At 42.5% G+C, this 19,755-nt stretch carries 19 protein-coding genes, 1 pseudogene and 1 riboswitch; of the genes and pseudogenes, 13 read left to right on the forward strand and 7 right to left on the reverse strand.

Annotated elements, in window-relative coordinates; genetic code table 11:
• The 5 genes from FPZ44_RS26355 to FPZ44_RS04945 form a co-directional block, all read right to left on the reverse strand.
• Window positions 1–307: YciI family protein (locus tag FPZ44_RS26355; RefSeq protein WP_186785916.1), on the reverse strand; the 307-nt coding region annotated here is incomplete at its 3' end.
• A 134-nt stretch (window positions 308–441) separates the two neighbouring features.
• Window positions 442–618: a hypothetical protein gene (locus FPZ44_RS04930; protein WP_186785917.1), complete on the reverse strand. Its 177-nt coding sequence runs from the start codon at window positions 616–618 to the stop codon at window positions 442–444.
• A 60-nt stretch (window positions 619–678) separates the two neighbouring features.
• Entirely contained in the window at window positions 679–1,023 is a 345-nt protein-coding gene (locus tag FPZ44_RS04935) for a YciI family protein (RefSeq protein WP_186785918.1), read from the reverse strand.
• Window positions 1,024–1,154: 131 nt separating this feature from the next.
• Window positions 1,155–2,156, reverse strand: coding sequence for an MsnO8 family LLM class oxidoreductase (locus FPZ44_RS04940; RefSeq protein WP_144987944.1), 1,002 nt, complete (start codon window positions 2,154–2,156; stop codon window positions 1,155–1,157).
• 46 nt (window positions 2,157–2,202) lie between these two features.
• Window positions 2,203–2,682, reverse strand: a complete 480-nt coding sequence (locus FPZ44_RS04945; protein WP_144987946.1) for an RrF2 family transcriptional regulator — start codon at window positions 2,680–2,682, stop codon at window positions 2,203–2,205.
• A gap of 321 nt (window positions 2,683–3,003) precedes the next feature.
• Between FPZ44_RS04945 and FPZ44_RS04950 the strand changes: the two are divergent.
• Window positions 3,004–3,435, forward strand: a pseudogene (locus FPZ44_RS04950) (3-octaprenyl-4-hydroxybenzoate carboxy-lyase); the annotation flags it as partial.
• A gap of 130 nt (window positions 3,436–3,565) precedes the next feature.
• On the opposite strand, the gene FPZ44_RS04955 reads toward FPZ44_RS04950, so the two are convergent.
• On the reverse strand, window positions 3,566–4,030 hold the full coding sequence (locus tag FPZ44_RS04955; protein WP_144987948.1) for a MarR family winged helix-turn-helix transcriptional regulator: 465 nt from the start codon (window positions 4,028–4,030) through the stop codon (window positions 3,566–3,568).
• 251 nt (window positions 4,031–4,281) lie between these two features.
• On the opposite strand from FPZ44_RS04955, the gene FPZ44_RS04960 reads away from it, so the two are divergent.
• A complete protein-coding gene (locus FPZ44_RS04960) occupies window positions 4,282–5,886 on the forward strand; it encodes an MDR family MFS transporter (protein ID WP_144987950.1) in 1,605 nt (534 codons plus the stop codon).
• A 139-nt stretch (window positions 5,887–6,025) separates the two neighbouring features.
• Here the strand turns inward: FPZ44_RS04960 and FPZ44_RS04965 are convergent, their stop codons facing one another.
• Window positions 6,026–7,390: an MFS transporter gene (locus tag FPZ44_RS04965; RefSeq protein ID WP_261378209.1), complete on the reverse strand. Its 1,365-nt coding sequence runs from the start codon at window positions 7,388–7,390 to the stop codon at window positions 6,026–6,028.
• 284 nt (window positions 7,391–7,674) lie between these two features.
• Here FPZ44_RS04965 and FPZ44_RS04970 point away from each other — a divergent pair, with 284 nt between their 5' ends.
• The 11 genes from FPZ44_RS04970 to eutC all read left to right on the forward strand — a co-directional run bounded on the left by FPZ44_RS04970 (window position 7,675) and on the right by eutC (window position 19,750).
• Entirely contained in the window at window positions 7,675–8,598 is a 924-nt protein-coding gene (locus tag FPZ44_RS04970; protein ID WP_186785919.1) for a substrate-binding domain-containing protein, read from the forward strand.
• Entirely contained in the window at window positions 8,595–10,058 is a 1,464-nt protein-coding gene (locus FPZ44_RS04975) for a sensor histidine kinase (protein WP_144987952.1), read from the forward strand. Before FPZ44_RS04970 ends, FPZ44_RS04975 begins: the two co-directional genes overlap by 4 nt.
• Complete coding sequence (locus FPZ44_RS04980; protein ID WP_144987954.1) at window positions 10,027–10,695, forward strand: response regulator transcription factor; 669 nt, start codon at window positions 10,027–10,029, stop codon at window positions 10,693–10,695. The genes FPZ44_RS04975 and FPZ44_RS04980 overlap by 32 nt, the downstream gene beginning before the upstream one ends.
• Window positions 10,696–10,890: 195 nt before the next feature.
• A riboswitch (adenosylcobalamin (AdoCbl) riboswitch) is annotated at window positions 10,891–11,042 on the forward strand.
• Between the two features lie 538 nt (window positions 11,043–11,580).
• Entirely contained in the window at window positions 11,581–12,723 is a 1,143-nt protein-coding gene (locus FPZ44_RS04985; protein ID WP_144987956.1) for a 1-propanol dehydrogenase PduQ, read from the forward strand.
• Between the two features lie 196 nt (window positions 12,724–12,919).
• Window positions 12,920–13,273 (forward strand): ethanolamine utilization microcompartment protein EutS, encoded by a 354-nt coding sequence (gene eutS, locus FPZ44_RS04990; protein ID WP_144987958.1) that lies wholly within the window; start codon window positions 12,920–12,922, stop codon window positions 13,271–13,273.
• A gap of 13 nt (window positions 13,274–13,286) precedes the next feature.
• Window positions 13,287–13,718, forward strand: coding sequence for a EutP/PduV family microcompartment system protein (locus FPZ44_RS04995; protein WP_144987960.1), 432 nt, complete (start codon window positions 13,287–13,289; stop codon window positions 13,716–13,718).
• Window positions 13,719–13,784: 66 nt separating this feature from the next.
• On the forward strand, window positions 13,785–14,357 hold the full coding sequence (locus FPZ44_RS05000; RefSeq protein WP_028596405.1) for an ANTAR domain-containing response regulator: 573 nt from the start codon (window positions 13,785–13,787) through the stop codon (window positions 14,355–14,357).
• Window positions 14,350–15,774, forward strand: a complete 1,425-nt coding sequence (locus tag FPZ44_RS05005) for a sensor histidine kinase (RefSeq protein WP_144987962.1) — start codon at window positions 14,350–14,352, stop codon at window positions 15,772–15,774. Before FPZ44_RS05000 ends, FPZ44_RS05005 begins: the two co-directional genes overlap by 8 nt.
• 139 nt (window positions 15,775–15,913) lie before the next feature.
• Window positions 15,914–17,344, forward strand: a complete 1,431-nt coding sequence (eutA, locus tag FPZ44_RS05010) for an ethanolamine ammonia-lyase reactivating factor EutA (RefSeq protein WP_144987964.1) — start codon at window positions 15,914–15,916, stop codon at window positions 17,342–17,344.
• A gap of 40 nt (window positions 17,345–17,384) precedes the next feature.
• A complete protein-coding gene (locus FPZ44_RS05015) occupies window positions 17,385–18,749 on the forward strand; it encodes an ethanolamine ammonia-lyase subunit EutB (protein WP_144987966.1) in 1,365 nt (454 codons plus the stop codon).
• A 17-nt stretch (window positions 18,750–18,766) separates the two neighbouring features.
• A complete protein-coding gene (eutC, locus tag FPZ44_RS05020) occupies window positions 18,767–19,750 on the forward strand; it encodes an ethanolamine ammonia-lyase subunit EutC (protein WP_144987968.1) in 984 nt (327 codons plus the stop codon).
• Window positions 19,751–19,755: the final 5 nt, after the last annotated feature.

The raw sequence follows: 19,755 nt of genomic DNA on the forward strand, positions 1-19,755 counted from the left end.
TGGTGAAGTTTGGGCTGGAATTTTCCTGTTTATTATAAATGGGCTCCCAAGGGCTCAATTTAGCTGTTACAACATGATGCATAACAAGCGGGTCATTGTTAATTATTTGATAAGCTTCCTCTTCGCTAGAGACATCAAGAATAGAGGCTCCACCCGTATGATTTTCAAATGGGCCTGCAAAGATAATCTTTCCTGCATTAAAGTTGTTTTGAATATGAAGAGCATGTGGATTAATATATGGCTGTTCATTCGTTGTCTTTCCAGTAATCCAAGCTTCTCCAGGTGTGTAATATACTAAAAATCTCATAATAATCGTTCCTCTCAATGTTAATATATTGAATACTGTCCAAAACATCGCTAAAACTCGAGTGTATTGGTTTATACATCTTAGTGATTTCCAAGGTTACTTCGACTGAGCAATTCTATTCTTCTTAAAGAAACTTAAAGCAATTCCTGTGCCAATAATCGGTAAACATTCAGTCGCTTTTCTTGTGAATGAGTATTACTAATAATCATCACTTCATCAAATCCATATTGGGCTTGCTGTTCTTGCAACATAGTTGCAATTTTTTTGGCATCCCCGACTAAATGAATGTTTCGATTTTCTTTAATAATCATTCGATCCACTTCCGTCAATGGAAATGAGTAGCGATAATGAATGGTACTATTGTACAGTTTCTAAATTATAATTCCTTGACTTTCAAAAAATTCTTTGGTGAAGTTTGGGCTGGAATTTTCCTGTTTATTATAAATGGGCTCCCAAGGGCTCAATTTAGCTGTTACAACATGATGCATAACAAGCGGGTCATTGTTAATTATTTGATAAGCTTCCTCTTCGCTAGAGACATCAAGAATAGAAGCTCCACCCGTATGATCTTCAAATGGGCCTGCAAAGATAATCTTTCCTGCATTAAAGTTGTTTTGAATATGAAGAGCATGTGGATTGATATATGGCTGCTCATTCGTCGTCTTTCCAGTAATCCAAGCTTCTCCAGGTGTGTAATATACTAAAAATCTCATCATAATCGTTCCTCTCAATGTTAATATATTGAATATTGTCCAAAACATCGCTAAAAATAGGGTATATTGGTTGATACATCTTAGTGATTTCCAAGGTTACTTCGACTGAGCAATTCTATTCTTCTCAGAGAAACTTAAAGTAATTCCTGTGCCAATAATCGGTAAACATTCAGTCGCTTTTCTTGTGAATGAGTATTACTAATAATCATCACTTCATCAAATCCATATTGGGCTTGCTGTTCTTGCAATGTTGTTGCAATTTTTTTCGCATCCCCGACTAAATGAATGTTTCGATTTTCTTTAATAATCATTCGATCCATTTCCGTCAATGGATAATTGTGAGCCTCTTCAGGTGTCATAATTTGTCCAATCTTGCCTCGGGTAAACATTAAACGCCAAATATCTTGAGGAGTTGCCTCAAACTCAGCTTCTTCTTCTGTTTCGGCTGTTGTTACCATATACGAAACATTAATTTCAGGCTTTTCCATAAAAGCCGAAGGCTGAAAATTTCTTTTATAGAGATCTAAATGATCTTTGGTCATTTGACCATTAAAAAATTGTGCAAAAGAATAACCGACACCCATGCGTCCAGCCTGAACAGCACTGTTGCCACTTGAACCAAGCAGCCAAGCTTCAGGCAAGTTAACTTGAGAAGGTGTTGCGACGGTATGGTGATACAAGCTCTCTTCGAGTACTTCATCATTAATCAATTTCAGCGCAGCATCAAACTTTTCATACATATTGTGTGTCATCGGCTGGCGTCCTTCAGATAAAGCATAAATAGAGTAGTTATCCCCTCCAGGGGCTCTACCAACACCAAAATCAATGCGTCCCGGCGAATATGCACTTAGTGTTTTAAATACCTCTGCAAGTTTTAATGGGGAGTAATGCATCATCATCACTCCACCGGTTCCAATTCGAATGTTTTTCGTCTTAGCAGTCAGATAGGCTGCCGAAATCTCAGGAGCTGAGCTTGCAAAAACATTAGTGTCTGGACCGGCATGATGTTCTGCCATCCACATTCGATGGTAACCTAATTCATCTCCTAAAACAGCTAGCTCCTCCGCCTTTTTCAAAGCATCTACAGCCTTATTCCCTCTTGTAATAGGGGCCTGATCCAAAATACTTAATCTCATGGAGGCAGCATCCTTCCAACAGCGTTATGCTTGGTGCTCATTTTTATTACAACACCATATTTTCTTTTATCCATTTTTGTAATAATTGGACTTTAGGTTGATGATTTTCATTTATTTCTTCATATAAGGATGCTATTGTTTCACGTTTCAATACAGATTTCCAAGACGACTCAGCTTCTTCCATCAAATCTGTTAATAAGCAGCAGCAATTTTCGTTGTCTAATTCAAGCATGTCATGCAATACACCACTTGAAGAGTAAATAGATTGCATTCCCTCTATAGCGAGATAGATATCGTATATTCGAATTTGTTCAGGCTTTTTCCGTAATTTAAATCCACCCTTCACACCTGAGACAGAAATAATCAAGTCTGCACTGACTAACTTTCGCAACAATTTTTGAAAATACGTTGGAGAGGCGCCTAATTGTTGACTGATTGCTTCACCTGGCAATACCGCCTTATCGGGCAACATGTTCAGAATAAGAACCGCATACACCGACTGTTCAACGCCCGTTTTCATCTGCATTATTAACACCTACTTTACACATATATTTTTATAGCTTTTACGAATGACGAATAACAAGGACAATTATTGTCGCCTTTAGTCTAACATTAAATTATTTAAAAGTAAACTTTTGAAGTAGGTATGTTGATTAACCATATATTTGAAAGTTGTTCGAGCTAAATAATAGCCCCTTTACGAAAAAGCTAGAATAAGCTCACTTATAACCGTTACATTTCTATAGTGTGCAATTTCACGAAACTAACGTTCATGCCGCCCGATCTTACAGTCTGATTCTGTATAGCCATAGAGTTTGAGGCTCTTTCTCTTGCTTATCGACAAATGAAAAAGAGCGCTTGCTGCCCGTTTAAGGTCGTTGGTCGTCCGCCACAGGAAGATACTTCTTTTGGCGCATTGATTCATGAGCTTAGAGGAAGCACGATCCGTCAGGAAATTCCGGGTGCGAAGGAAGTTCACGCGATTGAAGCAGCGGAAGAGAAGCAGCCAATTAGTACGCTTCAAATTGAGGAGTTCTTGGACTATATATTGGAGCGTATTGATCTGCATCGTGATATTCATTTCCAAACGAATACGACGATCGACACCTTGGGTTACTCTGGTACGGGATTAAATACAGGAAGTAAGGTTATATTTGCAGCCGTGGGTGACAAGAAGAGGGAGCTGTGCACAGAAGTTCCTGAACCATTAAAATCGCTGTCAGGGTTTGAAAAAGCTCATATGATCATGCCGGGGATTGTAGCGATTCAAGGTTCTGCCTTAGACGTTTGAGTCTGTGTAACTATATAGGTTATCGTTGAAGATTCGAAGTGAGTTATAAGTGAGAATAGAAGTGACTGTTCCCTGTATAAGCAGTGGAGCAGTCACTTTTTTGATTGGTTCAAGTGTATTAACGTTGACGTTCATCATCAAGCTGATCGAAATAATCCAAAGATTGGGTGAGAAGCTCAATGAGCTGATCACTTTGCTCTTTTCCAAGATGGTCAATAAGTCCGGAAAAAATAGTCGTAATCATTTCTTGAGAGTCTTGTGCGATTTGTGCGCCTTTATCAGTCAGTGTAATTTCAACAATTCTTCGATCACTCGAATGAACCGTACGGTTTACGTAGCCATCCTTCATTAAACTGTTAAGCATTTGTGTCACAGTAGGGGAAGTAACTTGTAAAAGTTTGCTCAAATCAGACACCGTTAAGCCTTCCAAGCATGGTTTACTGTTTGCTTCTTTAAGCGCGATCAATAGACGGACTTCGCTTCCTTTTAGTGTCCACTTCATTTTTTTTCGCCAATCCATCCTTGCCAGCGTGGCAAATACACGGCGCAGCGCAATTACATTTTCATATTTAGATTCTGTCATGTATAGTCACTCGATTCCGATTGAAATGGTAGCTTTAAAAGTAAGGTTACGCAAGTAATGATAAGGATTTGAAACTATTCAGTCAATAAAGCTGAATAAGCGGCATATTTCAAGGGATTTCGTAGCTTGAAAGTATATAAAAATTTATATACTATTAGATAGGTTGCCTAACTAATTAAAATATAAGTGAATCTCAATATAGGCAGTAGGCATTCAACGAGTATTTAACACAACTAGAAAAGAGGAATGGAATGGAGAGTTTATCTCACAAAAAGAAAGTCGTTGTCATGATCGCATTAATGACTTCGATGTTTTTCGCAGCTATTAATCAAACACTCGTCGGAACCGCAATGCCTAGAATTATTGCAACACTAGGCGGGATGGAGTATTATTCGTGGGTTATTACGATTTATATGCTTACTTCAACAGTTGCTACCGTATTGGTTGGTAAGCTGTCGGATATATATGGCCGTAAGCCGTTCTTGTTATCAGGGATTGTTATCTTTATGATAGGTGCCTTCTTAACCGGATTGTCCTCAACGATATTCGAAATGATTACGTATCGCGGCATTCAAGGTTTAGGCGCAGGGATTTTGATGTCATGTACGTCGATGGCAGTTGGTGACTTATTTGCGCCGCGAGAACGCGCAAAATGGACGGGGCTTATGATGGCTATTTTCGGCTTCTCCAGTATTATTGGGCCGACTTTAGGCGGAGTTATGATTGACCATATGGATTGGCAATGGGTGTTCTGGGCGTTCTTGCCGTTAGGTGTTATTGCATTTGTGATGATTTGGAGAATATTCCCCAAGACAGCGAAGGTTCAATCGGAATCCATCGATTACTTGGGATCTTTATTGCTATCCCTGTCGCTCGTTTCGTTGCTAATAGGTTTCTCATGGGCAGGAACGAAATATGCATGGGGTTCGATTGAAATTGTTGGACTATTTGCAGCAGCTATTGTGTTTGCCATTCTATTTGTAATGGTGGAACGCAAAGCGAAAAGTCCAGTAATGCCACTGTCCTTATTTAAAAATAAAATTGTTGTTAATACGAGCTTGAGCGGCTTCCTAATGAATGCCGGTATGATGGGTGCTATGATTTACTTGCCATTTTTCGTGCAAGGGGTAAAAGGGTTAAGCCCGACTGAATCTGGATTCGTCAATATGCCGATGTCGATCATGATGATCGTATTAAGTTCATTAACGGGACGTTGGATTTCTAAATCTGGAAAATACAAGCGTTATGCGATAAGCGGTATTGCGTTTATGGTCGTAGGTATGTTGATGATGGTGGTCATGGACAGCATTGCAATGGCTTTGGCGAGCATGTGTGTGTTCGGAATAGGTATTGGACTAGCGATGCCAGTCTTTACGTTAGCTGCGCAAAACTCAGTTCCATTGGACCAATTGGGTGTCGTTACGGCAACATCTACGCTGTTTAGAAACTTAGGCGGCACGATTGGAATTGCTGTATTTGGTTCGGTGATGAATGGGGTGCTTACGCGCAACATGGAACAAGCGATGGCTGCCGGACAAGGTCCAGACTTGTCTAAAATAGACCCGGCACAAGCCGAGCAATTAGGCACGTTGATGAATCCGCAAATTTTGCTGAATCAGCCGAAGTTGGCAGAAATTGAAGCTTCGCTGCCTGAACAATTGCAGCAAGGGTTCTTACAGCTTATGGATATGCTTCGCTCGGTATTAAGTGATACCGTGTCTATGGTATTTATGCTCGGTGCTGGTTTACTTGCGCTGGGTCTTATTTTGACACTATTCCTGAAAGAAATTCCGCTGAGAACTGCGCACAAAGGTGCAGAAAAGCAAGTGGGAAGTACGCAGGAAGCGGAAGCTTAAGTCAACAAAACAAACGAGTACGTATGACTGATCTTCTATAACTCATTACATTTCATACGATGCATAAATAACGCTCAAGCTTCAATCCTCATGGATTAGCTTGAGCGTTATTTGTGTTTGGCTTATTTATTTTATCATTTTACAAAGTTAAGGCTTGTTCAGCTTTCTTCTGAACAGCTTTAACGCTTACATGCAACCAGTAGCAGAAGATGATACAAAGTACTGTCGCCACTAGAAGCAAGTAGAACCCACTGTTCCAGCCCCAAAGGTCAACAAAGAGACCGAATAGTGTCGTACCGAGAGATGCACCCAACAAATAGCTTAGAATTCCGCGCAGACCAACTGCAGAACCAACAGCGAATGGAGGCACTACTTCGAGTGTTTGCAATGAGCACAAGAACTGCGGTACATAAATCAAAGCACCGATTACACCAGCAAAGACGGTAACCATAATCAAAGAGTCACTTAGCCAGTAGCCGATGATACCGAAGAAGATAATGAACATACAAATGATGGCTGGTGGCATACGATAGCCTTTGAAAAATCTGTCCGTCATGTAACCGACCAAAAGCGTTGAAGGAATAGCCGCCCATTCGAAAATAAGGAAGGCAATACCCATCTCACCTTTAGAAAATCCTTTTACATTAGACAAGTATATTGGCAACCAAGCGATAACACCGAAACGAATCATGTATACGAATACGTCCGCAAGGGATACCAACCATGCATTTTTGTTTTTTAGTACATAGTGATAAAGAATTTGCCATGCTGTCAAGTCAGATGGTGGCTTTACATCTTGTTTAGCTAGTGCTGAATCAAGATTATCTTTATACATTTCTGTAACAGTAGGCAAGCCTTCGTTCTCAGGTTTTTCTTTTGTAAAGTAAAGGATGACAAGAACGAACACTACCGCAATAGCTGCAGGAATCTGATAGCTGGCTACTTGCCAGTGCTCATCTCCGCCTAGCATAAGCAAACTAAAAGTAACGATTGGACCTACGATACCGCCGCCGATGTTGTGAGAAATATTCCACAATGCTGTAATGAATCCACGTTCTTTACGAGGGTACCAGTTAGCGAGCGTTATAAACGAAGGACCGACGCCCATCCCTTGGAACAAACCGAGTAAAACAGTAAGTCCTGCAAAGACCCAGAAGCCTGTACTAAAGCCTAACATAATGTTGACCATCGCACAGAGCGCTAGACCTAGAGCCATATAACGCTTAGGACTTGCTTTATCCGCAAGACTGCTCATAATCCCTTTACTTATACCATAGGTAATAAGCAAGCAACTTAATAGTATACCGATTTCGGTATTAGAGAGTTCTAGCTCCTTCTGCAAGTGCGGTGTTGACAACTTAAAGTTATTACGAACGATGTAGTAGGCCATGTATCCGAAGAATACACCTAGCAAGGACTGTAAGCGGAGTTGTTTATATCTCTTCTCAACTTGATCCGCTGGTACTTTGGCTGAAGCTATTTTTGGCTTCAAAAATGCAAACACAGTGTTCAACCCCTTTTTTGTAATGTAGCGCTTTCATTGTGCTGTACATAAATGTGTTGTGACTCATTACTTCTTTATTATCAGGGTCGTTAGGCGCTATCACTATCAGCGGAACTCTGATTTTGTTGTCAGATTTTTTATTTATTTTGTAGGAATAATTCCTACAAAATATCCGACTTTATATTCAAATTTGGATGCTGCTAATAGATATCAATTGCAGGAGGCAGAGATCATGCTATACTTGTTGATTGAAATTAATGAATGAGGGGAAATGAGGTGGGAAGTTGAACAAGTGTATTTCGGTGCTGTTTATTTGCGTCATGGCAATGTTATTGGCAAGTTGTCAGCCTACTCATTCAGACTATCAAATCGACTTTACGAAGTCTGAGCCTGCCCCGATCCAATCTCATGAAGGCAGACATGATCCTATTCGAGTTACCTTCTCTAGCTTGCTGGCACCATCTGATACGATTGTACATTATAGGAAAATTGCAAATTATATCGGAGAACAAATGCAAAGGCCTGTCATCTTAATACAGCGGAAAAGCTATAGAGAGATGAGCATGCTCGTTATAAATGGTGGCGCGGATATTGCACTTCTTTCCGCAGGAGCCTATCTTACGTTTCGAGATGTGGAAACGTTGGAACCGATCGCGGTTCAGGAGCGGATGGGGGTTCCTTACTATCAGGGTTATCTTGTCGTAAATAATGCAAGAGAAGATATTGATCATATAACGGATTTAATCGGGAAGAGCATTGCCTTTACGGATCCTCTCAGCTATTCAGGGTACCAATTTGTACATCATAAATTAGCTGAGATGAATGAAACGCCAGAACAATTTTTTGGACGTTCGTTGTTTACTCATAATCACGAACATTCGTTGAGAGCCGTAATTGATAATGTTGTAACTGCTGCAGCTGTAAACAATTTGGTCTTTGAACAAGCTTTGGAGAAGCAACCTGAATTATCGAAAAAACTTAAAGTTATCGATAAATCTAAGCGACTGGGAACGGGACCTGTGGTGGTTAACCGCAATTTATCTGACCTAGAAAAGGATCAAATAGAGCATATCTTTTTGACTATGCACGAAAATGAGAAGATAAAAGCGGCACTTAAGGGCTTGTCTATAGATCGATTTGTACCTGTAGATCCCGCCTTGTTCGAAATTACGGATAGCTCCAGTGATCGTGGAGGCCGCCAACGATGAGATGGGTAGATAAGTTTCACATCAATCAAAAAATATTCGGAGCCATTATAATTGCACTGCTATTTCTCGCGTCCATATTAGGTTATATTATTTGGGAATCTCTCACAAATATGATGACGGACGAGCTCAAGAAAAGAGGCTTAACGATTGCTAATACGATTGCTGCATCATCTTCAGACTATATTTTAACGGATGATTATTATGCAACGTATATGCTTATTACTCAGGCGCAGCAAGCAGATGAAGATGTTCGCTACATATTGATTATTAACAACAATCATGGGCTTGTTTCTCATACCTTTGCAGGAGATATTCCGAAAGGGATCATCAGGGCTCACGTCCCTGATGCATTTAATCGTTCTAATGTGGAAACGCTTACCTCCAATGAAGGACGTATTCATGACGTGTTAGTACCTATTGAGGAAGGAGACATCGGGTTTGTTCGTGTAGGGATGACGGAGAAGCAGGCAAAGTCGTACATTATGAAGAAGATCGGGAAGTTAATTGTTGCTACCATTCTCGTGTGTATTGGGGCTGCGGGAATTGCCTATCTTGTTACCCGCATTATTACGAAACCGATTAATCGTTTAGTCCGCGTTGCATTAGGAATATCGGCAGGTAAACTGTCGCTGCGAGCCAAGGTGTCGAGCAATGATGATGTTGGAAAGCTCACGCAGGCATTCAATGAGATGGCAGATAATTTGATCAGCTCGAACAAAGAAGTGGAAGCTTTGCTTGATGAGCTGCGAGATAAAGACCGTCAGCGTGATACTTTAATTCTAAAGCTCATATCTGCGCAAGAAGATGAGCGCAAGCGTATATCGCGAGAATTACATGACGAAACGAGTCAAGCCCTTACGTCCCTGATCGTAACGATGAGAGTGATGGCCGATGAAGCCAAAGATGCAGAACAGCATGAGTTATTAACGACGAGTAGAGATATCGCGGCGGGCATCCTTAGAGAAATGAGAGATTTGGCCGTTGAACTGAGACCCCCTATATTGGATGATATGGGATTAATTCCAGCGATGCGAAAGCATGTGAGCAAATTTGAAGAGAAATATGGAATCAATGTTAGTATGACTGTACCTAATGAATGTGTCAGCATCGAGAGTCACATCGCTGTTGCATTGTATCGTATCCTTCAAGAGGGTTTGACGAATATAGTGAAGCATACAGCTGCTACTCATGCTGATGTACATATGGAAGTTGGGTTGCAGACTATATCCGTCATCATCCATGATAACGGACATGGGATTGAACAGGAAGATTTAGAGAAGGCGCGTCAACAAAATCGTATTGGTATACAGGGGATGAGGGAGCGAGCCTTGCTGCTTGGCGGGACGTTTCAAATTGAAAAATCAGAAGATGGTGGCACGGAAGTAAAGGTGTCTATTCCACTAAAATCGCCAAACAGAGGGGGAGCAGATGGAAACGATAACGAGAATAATGTTGGCTGATGACCATGCCTTGATTCGTTCAGGACTTAAATTATTGTTGGGCAAAAGGGCTAGCTATGAAGTTGTTGGTGAGGCAGCAGACGGCATGGAAGCTTTGCGATTATATAAGGAGCTTGAACCAGATATTTTGATTCTTGACATAAGCTTACCGCGGATGGATGGAATCCAAGTACTTAAAGAAATCAAGTTCTCCTATCCAGAAGCTAAAATAATCGTCTTAACTATGCATGAAGATGAGGAATATATAAACGCGGTCATTCATGCGGGGGCATCAGGCTATGTTCCTAAAGCCGCAGTGGACGAGGACTTGTATGCAGCTATTGAAACGGTATTAAAAGGATATACGTATTTGAGGCCCCAAGAAACACATGTACTGTTGACATCGATCAAAAAGAAGTCGGATCAAGAGAGACATCTGGAGCTATATCGTCTATTAAGCGCTCGGGAGAAAGAAATATTGGATTATTTAACAAGAGGGTATTCACTTGTGGAAATTGCACAGAAGTTAGTATTAAGCGTGAAGACGGTAGATACGCATAAGAGCAGATTAATGATCAAATTAAATGTAACCAAAAAAAGTGAACTAATTGAGTATGTTATATCCAATAACTTGCAAAGGAAAGAAAATTTTAAATAGCTTGGTGATATTCGTTGAAAGCCCTTCTTCCTTTAGTGGAGAGAGAAGGCGACTTTTACGCAATTTTTGTGAGAAAAATAGTTGGATATAAATTTTCCCATTATAAGTTCATGAAAATGTCATTGCTTTTTTTCTTGTCAAGCTGATCAAGTATGCTATAATGATGTCGAATGGGAGACCATTCACGTCATGTACAAACAATAGAAAAAGTTATAGGCAATGGAAGTTTGGTGCAAATCCAACGCGGTCCCGCCACTGTGATAGACCGAAATACACGGTCTTAAGTCAGGTCAATTGTCTAATAACTTTGTCTAGCCAATCCTTTCGAGGCAAAAGGGTTGGATTTTCAAGTCTAGTGACGTTTTGCGCCTCGCTAGGCTTTTTTTAATGGAAAGAAAAGGCTGTCAACGATGAGGTTGCGAAGGCCAGGTGCTTGTCACCTAACTATACAAAGGCGTATAGCTAGCAAGCGGGAAGTTCTTCAATGCTGAAGAATGATATGCACAATGAAGTGCATCCCATTTTTTACATAGCTAATGGTGTGAGTTATCGCACAGAGGATACTGCGACTCCGCATATACAATAAAAAATGCGAACGATAGCGCAGAAACCCGCGAATCTTTCATACGCAGCGATAAGGTCGCGAATCTGCCACATATGATGTGGTTGACGAGCATCTGGATCGCAGTGTACAGTAGTAACAGACAATTTCATGAATGTTGCACAATGGCGTGCATCTAACATAACAAGCAAAGAGGCTTTTAAGGGAACCCAATGGTATTCCTTTGAAGGCCTCTTTTTATTTTTTTAAGCATGAACGCTTTACGATTATTTATCTTTCTTATGACTTTTGTTATGACTTTGACTTCTTTTGGAGGTGCCTACGTGGAAAAAATTTCGATTAGAACAGAAATTTATCTTGGAGAAGGCTCGCTAGATCGCCTGTCTGAATACAGAAATCGTCGTATATTTGTGGTAACAGACCCATTTATGGTGAAGGCTGGTCTCCTTCATATGTTGTTTGAACGCGTACATGACAGCAATGAGCAATACATTTTCAGCAATATCGTTCCGGATCCTCCGATTGAAACAGTGACAGAGGGCGTAGAAAAGCTTGCTGAATTCAAAGCAGACCTCATTATTGCGATTGGTGGCGGTTCTGCAATTGATGCGGCTAAAGCTATGAAATTGTTCGCTCACAAACTGTTGGATCAAGTGGATATTCCGTTCGTAGCGATTCCGACAACGAGCGGTACAGGCTCTGAAGTAACGAACTTCTCGGTTATTAGCGATACTGAAAAAAATATTAAATATCCGCTCGTATCGGATCTGATGCTGCCACAGGAAGCTATTTTAGATCCAGTGTTGGTGAAGACAGTTCCTGACTTCATTACGGCAGATACGGGTATGGATGTATTGACGCATGCGATTGAGGCGTACGTTTCTACGAAAGCGAATGATATTTCCGATGCATTGGCAGAAAAAGCGATGAAGCTCGTATTTACTTACTTGCCGCGTGCGTACAAAGACGGAAATGATCTCGTAGCACGTGAGAAAATGCACAGCGCATCTTGCTTGGCTGGTATAGCATTTAACATGACATCTCTTGGATTGAATCATGGTATTGCTCATAATGCTGGAGCTAAGTTCAAAATTGCACACGGTCGTATGAATGCAATGCTCTTGCCTCATGTCATTGAGTACAATGCGAATTACAAGCCGGGATACAGCAGAGAAGACGAGTCAGCTACAGCGGTTCGTTATGCAGAAATTGCGAAAACACTTGGTTTGTCTGCTCCGAATGTGAAGAGCGGTGTTCGTAACTTGATGCAGGCAATTAAGCAATTGCAGAAGGAATTGAACATGCCTCTATCCTTGCGTGATTGCGGAGTAGACAAGGCTGCGTTGAAAGAACATAGCCAAGCTATTGCAGAAGGTGCTTTGCAGGATGGTTGTACAGCTACCAATCCGCGCGTTCCTACGCTGGAGGAAATTGTTCAAATTTTGAACAAAGTGTATCAATCTTAAATTGAAATCGCATTTCGTGCGTTATGCGGTTGACAACGTTTACACATTTAAAATATAGTGGAAGTAACACAACGGCGTGTTGCATACAAATACAAGCGATGAGGCTTCTTAAATTTTCCATGTGGATTTTTAAGGGGTCTTTATGTTTTTTTACAGCTAAATCGTGTTTCTGAACAAGAGATGGGATGAGATAAGTATGGATCAACACAACGAAAAACAACGCGTCATACAGGAATACGTTCCTGGTAAACAGGTTACGCTGGCTCATATTATCGCTAACCCAAATGCAGATATTTATAAGAAGCTAGGGTTGGGTACCGATACCCATGATGCCATTGGAATTATGACCATTACACCAAGTGAAGCCTCCATTATCGCAGCGGATATCGCAACGAAGGCAGCTGGCGTGCAAATCGGATTTGTCGATCGCTTCAGCGGCTCGCTTGTTATTACAGGCGATGTATCTTCGGTAGAAGCGGCTGTCAGTGAAGTGCTGCTTGGCTTGCAAAATATTTTAGGATTCTCTGCTTCGAAAATTACGAGAACGTAAGGGGCGAAGCAGGATGAAGAAATTAATCGTTGCCGGCAGTACCGGCTCAGGTAAGACGACCTTATGCCAATGGCTGCATGGTCAAGAAATTGCTTATAAAAAGACGCAGGCGATTGAAACGTTTGATCAAGCGATTGATACGCCTGGGGAATGCATAGAGAATCGATTTTTGTACAAGATGATCCTTGTCTCCAGCGTAGATGCGGACGTCATTGGTCTTGTACAAGATTGCACGAAGGAAGAAAGCTATTTCCCGCCAGCCTTTGCGACTGTATTTGCGAAACCTGTTATCGGTATCGTAACGAAAATCGAATTGGCTGAGACGCAGGAGCAAATCGCGGAAGCGAGAGCTCATTTGCAAGCAGCGGGAGTAGAGCAAATATTTGAAGTCTCGACGATAGAAAATGTGGGAGTAGAAGCGCTTCGAACCTATTTGGAAGCGTAGACGACTTTTTCATCTAGGTCTTCACAAAGAAAAGCAAATAACGGCAGATATTGAGGTGCATGACACATGAATGGAAAAATTGTAATAGTCGACGATGAACCTATTACAAGAATGGATATTCGTGAGATGCTTGAAGAAGCAGGCTACACTGTAGTAGGCGAAGCTTCTGATGGCTTTGAAGCCATCGAACTATGTAAAAAGCATCTACCCGATTTAGTTATTATGGATGTTCAAATGCCTATATTGGACGGGCTAAAGGCGGGTAAACGAATCATTTCAGAGCAGCTTGCAGGCGGGATTATTCTCCTAACTGCATTCAGCGACAAACAGACGATTGAGAAAGCATCTTCTGTCGGAGCGCTTGCTTATCTGGTGAAGCCGTTAGACGAAAAATCGTTTATACCGATGGTGGAAGTCACTATCGCCAAAGGGAAAGAAATTCGCAAGCTCGAACAAAATCTATCCAAGCTGACGCTGAAGATGGAAGAGCGCAAAGCAGTCGAGAAAGCTAAGGGCATCTTGATGAAGGAAAATGGCTGTACGGAAGAGGAAGCGTATCAAACGCTGCGTAAACTTAGTATGGATAGACGGTGTCCAATGATCGAGATTGCCTCGACAATCGTCATTTCCTATGACTGATTTTAAATCGCAAATCGAACACTTGTGCAATCGGCAGACATCTTTGACAGATACAGATATTGGCCGAATTAAAGAGATTGCCGAGTCATTCGAAATATCCGATGTGCAGCATGATGTGTTCATCGATGTACTATCTAGCGTATCCAATGAGGCTATAGTGGTGTACCACCGTCGCCCAGAAGAGGGAATGTCTTTGTACGCTCGTTCGGTTACGGGTGAGAAGGCATTGCGCGAGAATGAGCCTGGTGTGCTGCGCACGCTGGAGACAGGCATTATGTCTCAAGGACTTGTCGCGAATACGCAGGAAAATCATCTCGTCCGGCAGACCGTATATCCGATCAAGAGTCAGGATGATGTCATAGCGGTCGTTATTTATGAAAAAGATGTTAGTCATAATATACAAGATCATTTCAATGTAACGGGTACAGAATACGAAGAGAGCGAGCTTTCTTCGATGCTGTCTACGATATTGGGCTTCAAGGCTTCGATTATTAATCAGCTTGAGGATGCGGTACTCTTGTTTGACAATAAGGGTTTTCTGAAGCTGAAAAATAAGAAGGCCGACGAATATTACAGACAGCTGGGCTATTTGGAAAATATTCAAGGATTGCATTATGATAATTTGTCATTGGATCAGACGATATTTTCCGAAATAATGAGACAGCATACCACATTACCTTCTTGTACATTGACGAAGGATGTAAAGGCAGCTGGACGCTATTATCAGGTGAAGCGAGTGTTTATTGAGCAGCAGGATCTATGCGTAGGCGTTATATTGCACGATGTGACAGAGATTAAGGATAAGGAAGCTGAGATTATTTCCAAATCCGTTGCGATCCGAGAAATTCACCATCGGGTAAAAAATAATTTGCAGACGGTCGCTTCCTTGCTTCGCATACAGAGCAGGCAAAGTGAAAGTCCAGAAGCGAAAAAATGCTTAAACGACAGTGTCAGCCGGGTTCTCGCTATTGCAGCGACGCATGAGCTGTTGTCGACAGAGATGGAAGCGCAGGTAGATTTGTTGGATGTCATCCGGCTAATCGCCTCAAACGTTCAACGAACTTTTGTTAACAATAAAGATATTGATGTTCAAATATGTGCGGAAGAAAGCATTTGCTTGGATAGTGATCGCACCGTTGCGATTGCGCTTATCGTAAGCGAACTGCTGCAAAATAGTTATGAACATGCATTTGATAATGGCATGGAAGGCGCAATTACGGTGACTGCTCAAGTGGAAGCTGGATTAGTAACAGTCGTCGTGGCTGATAGCGGAGTTGGATTCGATGTTGGCGAAGTTTCACACAAGAGCTTGGGACTATCGATTGTTCGCAGCTATGTGAAGGATAAGCTGAAAGGCAAGCTCGCATTTGTATCCAACGAAGAAGGTACGGCGGTTTCATTTACATTTAAAAAATAAATATACTAATCTGGCTACAACGAGGTAGTCTAGTAAGCAAAGAGGCTTAAAGTGAACCATTCCTGAACGATAGGGTGGTTGTAACTTTAAGCCTTTTTGTATACATCTGGGCCAATTCAAGCGATGGGAGATGAGGGTTGTGAACGAGCAATTGCTAAGTGTAGGCATTGATATGGGGACTTCTACGACTCAACTCGTGCTGTCGAAGCTGCATATTGAGAACTTGGCATCCTCTTTTACGGTGCCTCGCTTGGTCATTACGAATAAAGAGGTTGTCTATCGCAGTGACATCTGTTTTACACCTGTACTGGCAGACAACCGAATCGATATGATTCAAATTCAACAATTTGTGCTAGAGCAGTATGAGAAAGCAGGCATTACGAAGGAAGATATCCAGACGGGCGCTGTCATTATTACAGGCGAGACAGCTCGTAAGGAAAATGCCAACGAGGTGCTGCAGTCATTGAGCGGCTTTGCCGGCGACTTCGTCGTTGCGACAGCGGGGCCAGACTTGGAAAGCATTATCGCTGCCAAAGGAGCAGGAGCTCATACGTATTCAAAAGATCGTTCGACTTCGATCGTGAACATTGATATTGGCGGCGGTACGAGCAATTTGGCTTTGTTCGCAAGCGGTGATTTGTTAGATACAGGTTGTCTCGATATTGGTGGTCGTCTCATCAAGGTAGATCAGAACAGTCACGAGATTACGTATATCGCACCAAAAATTAAGCAACTGGCAGAACGCAGAGGCATAGCGCTTGCACTTGGGCAGCGTGTTACTCCTGTGGATCTGGAGCCGATTATCGGTGAAATGGTCAAGCTGCTTGAGGAAAGTGTTGGGCTTCGCCCGCTGAGTGACTTCTACGACACAATCGTCACGAATAAGGGTCTGAAACTGGATCGAAACATTGCGAGCATCTCCTTTTCTGGGGGAGTGGCTGATTACATCTACAACGATGCAACAGGCGACGTGTTCCAATATGGCGATATTGGCATATTGCTCGGCAGAGCGATAGCTGACTCGCCTTTGACGAAACAGTTAACCGTTGCACGTGCAGTAGAGACGATTCGAGCGACGGTTGTCGGTGCAGGATCGCATACGACGGAGATCAGTGGAAGTACCATCACTTATACGGATGAAAGCTTCCCGATTAAGAGCGTCCCGATCTTGAAGTTGTCAGTGTCCGATGAATCTGGTGATGACGAAACTCTGGCACGTGCTATTACGGACAAGCTGAGTTGGTTCAAGCTAAATAACGACCTGCAGCAGGTTGCGATCGCGATTGAAGGGAAGAGCAGCCCAAGCTTCCAAGAGGTGCAAAAGTATGCTCGTGGACTTCACAAAGGGATGGCAGAGCTGCTGGAACAACAATATCCGCTCATTGTCGTTGTTCATCACGATATGGCAAAGGTTCTTGGGCAGACGCTGTACGCACTGCTTGATTACAAGAAAGATGTCATTTGCCTAGACAGCGTAGTTGTAGACAACGGCGATTACATCGATATCGGCAAGCCGATTGCGGATGGAAAAGTGTTACCGATCGTCATTAAGACGCTTGTGTTTCATTAAATAGAGTTATCAATAGGTGTATTTGGAAGGAGGAGCTTTTGTGATTTTGAAAACGAAACTGTTTGGCCGTGTCTATCAATTCAATTCCTTGATGGAAGTTATGGCTAAAGCAAATGAAGAGAAATCGGGAGATATGCTCGCTGGTTTGGGGGCGACTTCCTCGGAAGAGCGCGTCGCTGCAAAAGTAGTGCTTTCCCAGATTACATTGGCTGACTTGCGCAACAATCCTGCGGTTCCTTACGAACTGGATGAGGTTACTCGTATTATTCAGGATCAAGTCAATGAGCGTATTTATGACGAAATTAAAAACTGGACAGTAGAAGAGCTTCGCGAGTGGATCTTGAACGAGAACACAACCGAGTCCGACATCAAGCGCATTTCTCGTGCTCTTACAGCTGAGATGGTAGCTGCTGTTGCTAAAATCATGTCCAACCTTGACCTTATGTACGGTGCGAAAAAGATTCGCATTACAGCTACAGCGAACACGACGATCGGTCGTTCTGGCACTTTGTCTGCTCGCTTGCAGCCGAACCACCCGACAGATGATCCAGACGGTATCATGGCTTCCTTGATGGAAGGTTTGACGTTCGGTATCGGTGACGCTGTACTTGGTCTTAACCCAGTAGACGATTCCGTAGAAAGCGTTACTCGCGTTCTTAATCGTTTCGAAGAATTCCGTACGAAGTGGGACATTCCAACGCAATCTTGCGTATTGGCTCACGTTACAACGCAAATGGAAGCTGTAAAGCGCGGTGCACCAACAGGACTTATTTTCCAATCGATCGCTGGTTCGGAAAAAGGGAATGCAGCGTTCGGATTTAACGCTGCTACGATCGCGGAAGCACAAGATCTTGTGTTGAAGCATGGACAAGTAGCTGGCCCGAACGTGATGTACTTCGAAACAGGTCAAGGTTCTGAGCTTTCTTCTGAAGCTCACCACGGTATTGACCAAGTGACGATGGAAGCACGTTGCTACGGCTTTGCGAAAAAATACAATCCGTTCCTTGTAAATACGGTAGTAGGCTTTATCGGACCTGAGTATTTGTACGATGCGAAGCAAGTTATCCGTGCTGGTCTTGAAGATCACTTCATGGGTAAATTGTCCGGCATCTCTATGGGTTGCGACGCTTGTTACACGAACCATATGAAGGCTGACCAGAATGACTTGGAGAACTTAGCTGTTCTACTTGCAACAGCAGGCTGTAACTTCTTCATGGGTATTCCACATGGTGATGATGTCATGTTGAACTACCAGACAACTGGTTATCACGAGACAGCAACTTTGCGTGAATTGCTTGGCTTGCGTCCAATCGACGAGTTCGAACAGTGGATGGAGAAAATGGGCTTCATGGAAAATGGCAAGCTGACTAAAAAAGCTGGGGACGCATCTGTGTTTCTGAAGTAGGAAAGGAGGAATTGAACATGAACGAAAAAGATCTAAAATCCATGATTGAATCGATCCTTAATGAAATGGTAGGAAATGCGCCAGCTGAGACAAGTTCGAAGCCTGCAGCTCCTGCGCCAAGCGCTGCTCCAAGTGTAGCGGTTGCAGAACCTGCTCAACAAGCTCAACCTACTGCAAGTGCTGCTGCTCAGCCGACTATGGCTCCACAAGAGCAAATGCAGGAGCAAGTGGACACAGGTGAATGCTTGGATGATATTACGGAAATCAATTTGCGCAAGCTATTGCTCGTTGATGATCCAGAAGATCGCGAAGGCTACTTGAAAATGAAAGAGAAGACACCAGCTCGCCTAGGGGTAGGTCGTGCAGGTCCTCGTTATAAGACAATTACGTCTTTGCGATTCCGTGCTGACCATGCGGCAGCACAGGATGCGGTATTCTCTTACGTTTCTGAAGATTTCGTAAAAGAGATGAATCTCGTAGCAGTTGAGACTTTGTGCAGTCACAAGGATGAGTACATTACGCGTCCTGACTTGGGCCGCCAGTTCTCCGCTGAGACGGTTGAATATATCAAGCAAAATACGACGAAGCAGGCAAAAGTTCAGATTATGGTCGGTGACGGCTTGAGCTCTGCGGCTATTGAAGCGAATTTGCGTGATATCGTGCCAGCTATTACGCAAGGTCTTAAAATGTATGGCCTTGATGCAGGCAACATTTTGTTCGTTAAACACTGCCGTGTTCCTTCGATGGATGTTATCGGCGATGCAACAGAAGCAGATGTTGTTTGCTTGTTAGTTGGTGAGCGTCCGGGTCTTGTAACAGCAGAATCGATGAGTGCTTATATCGCTTATAAGCCAACTGTCGGTATGCCGGAAGCAAGACGTACTGTAATTTCGAACATTCACTCTGGCGGAACGCCTGCTGTAGAAGCTGGCGCTCATATTGCTGAGTTGATCAAGACGATGATCGATCGTAAAGCTTCAGGTATCGATTTAAAACTATAAGATGT

This window comes from Paenibacillus agilis, from assembly GCF_007786455.1.
GTDB classification, from domain to species: domain Bacteria; phylum Bacillota; class Bacilli; order Paenibacillales; family Paenibacillaceae; genus Paenibacillus_B; species Paenibacillus_B agilis.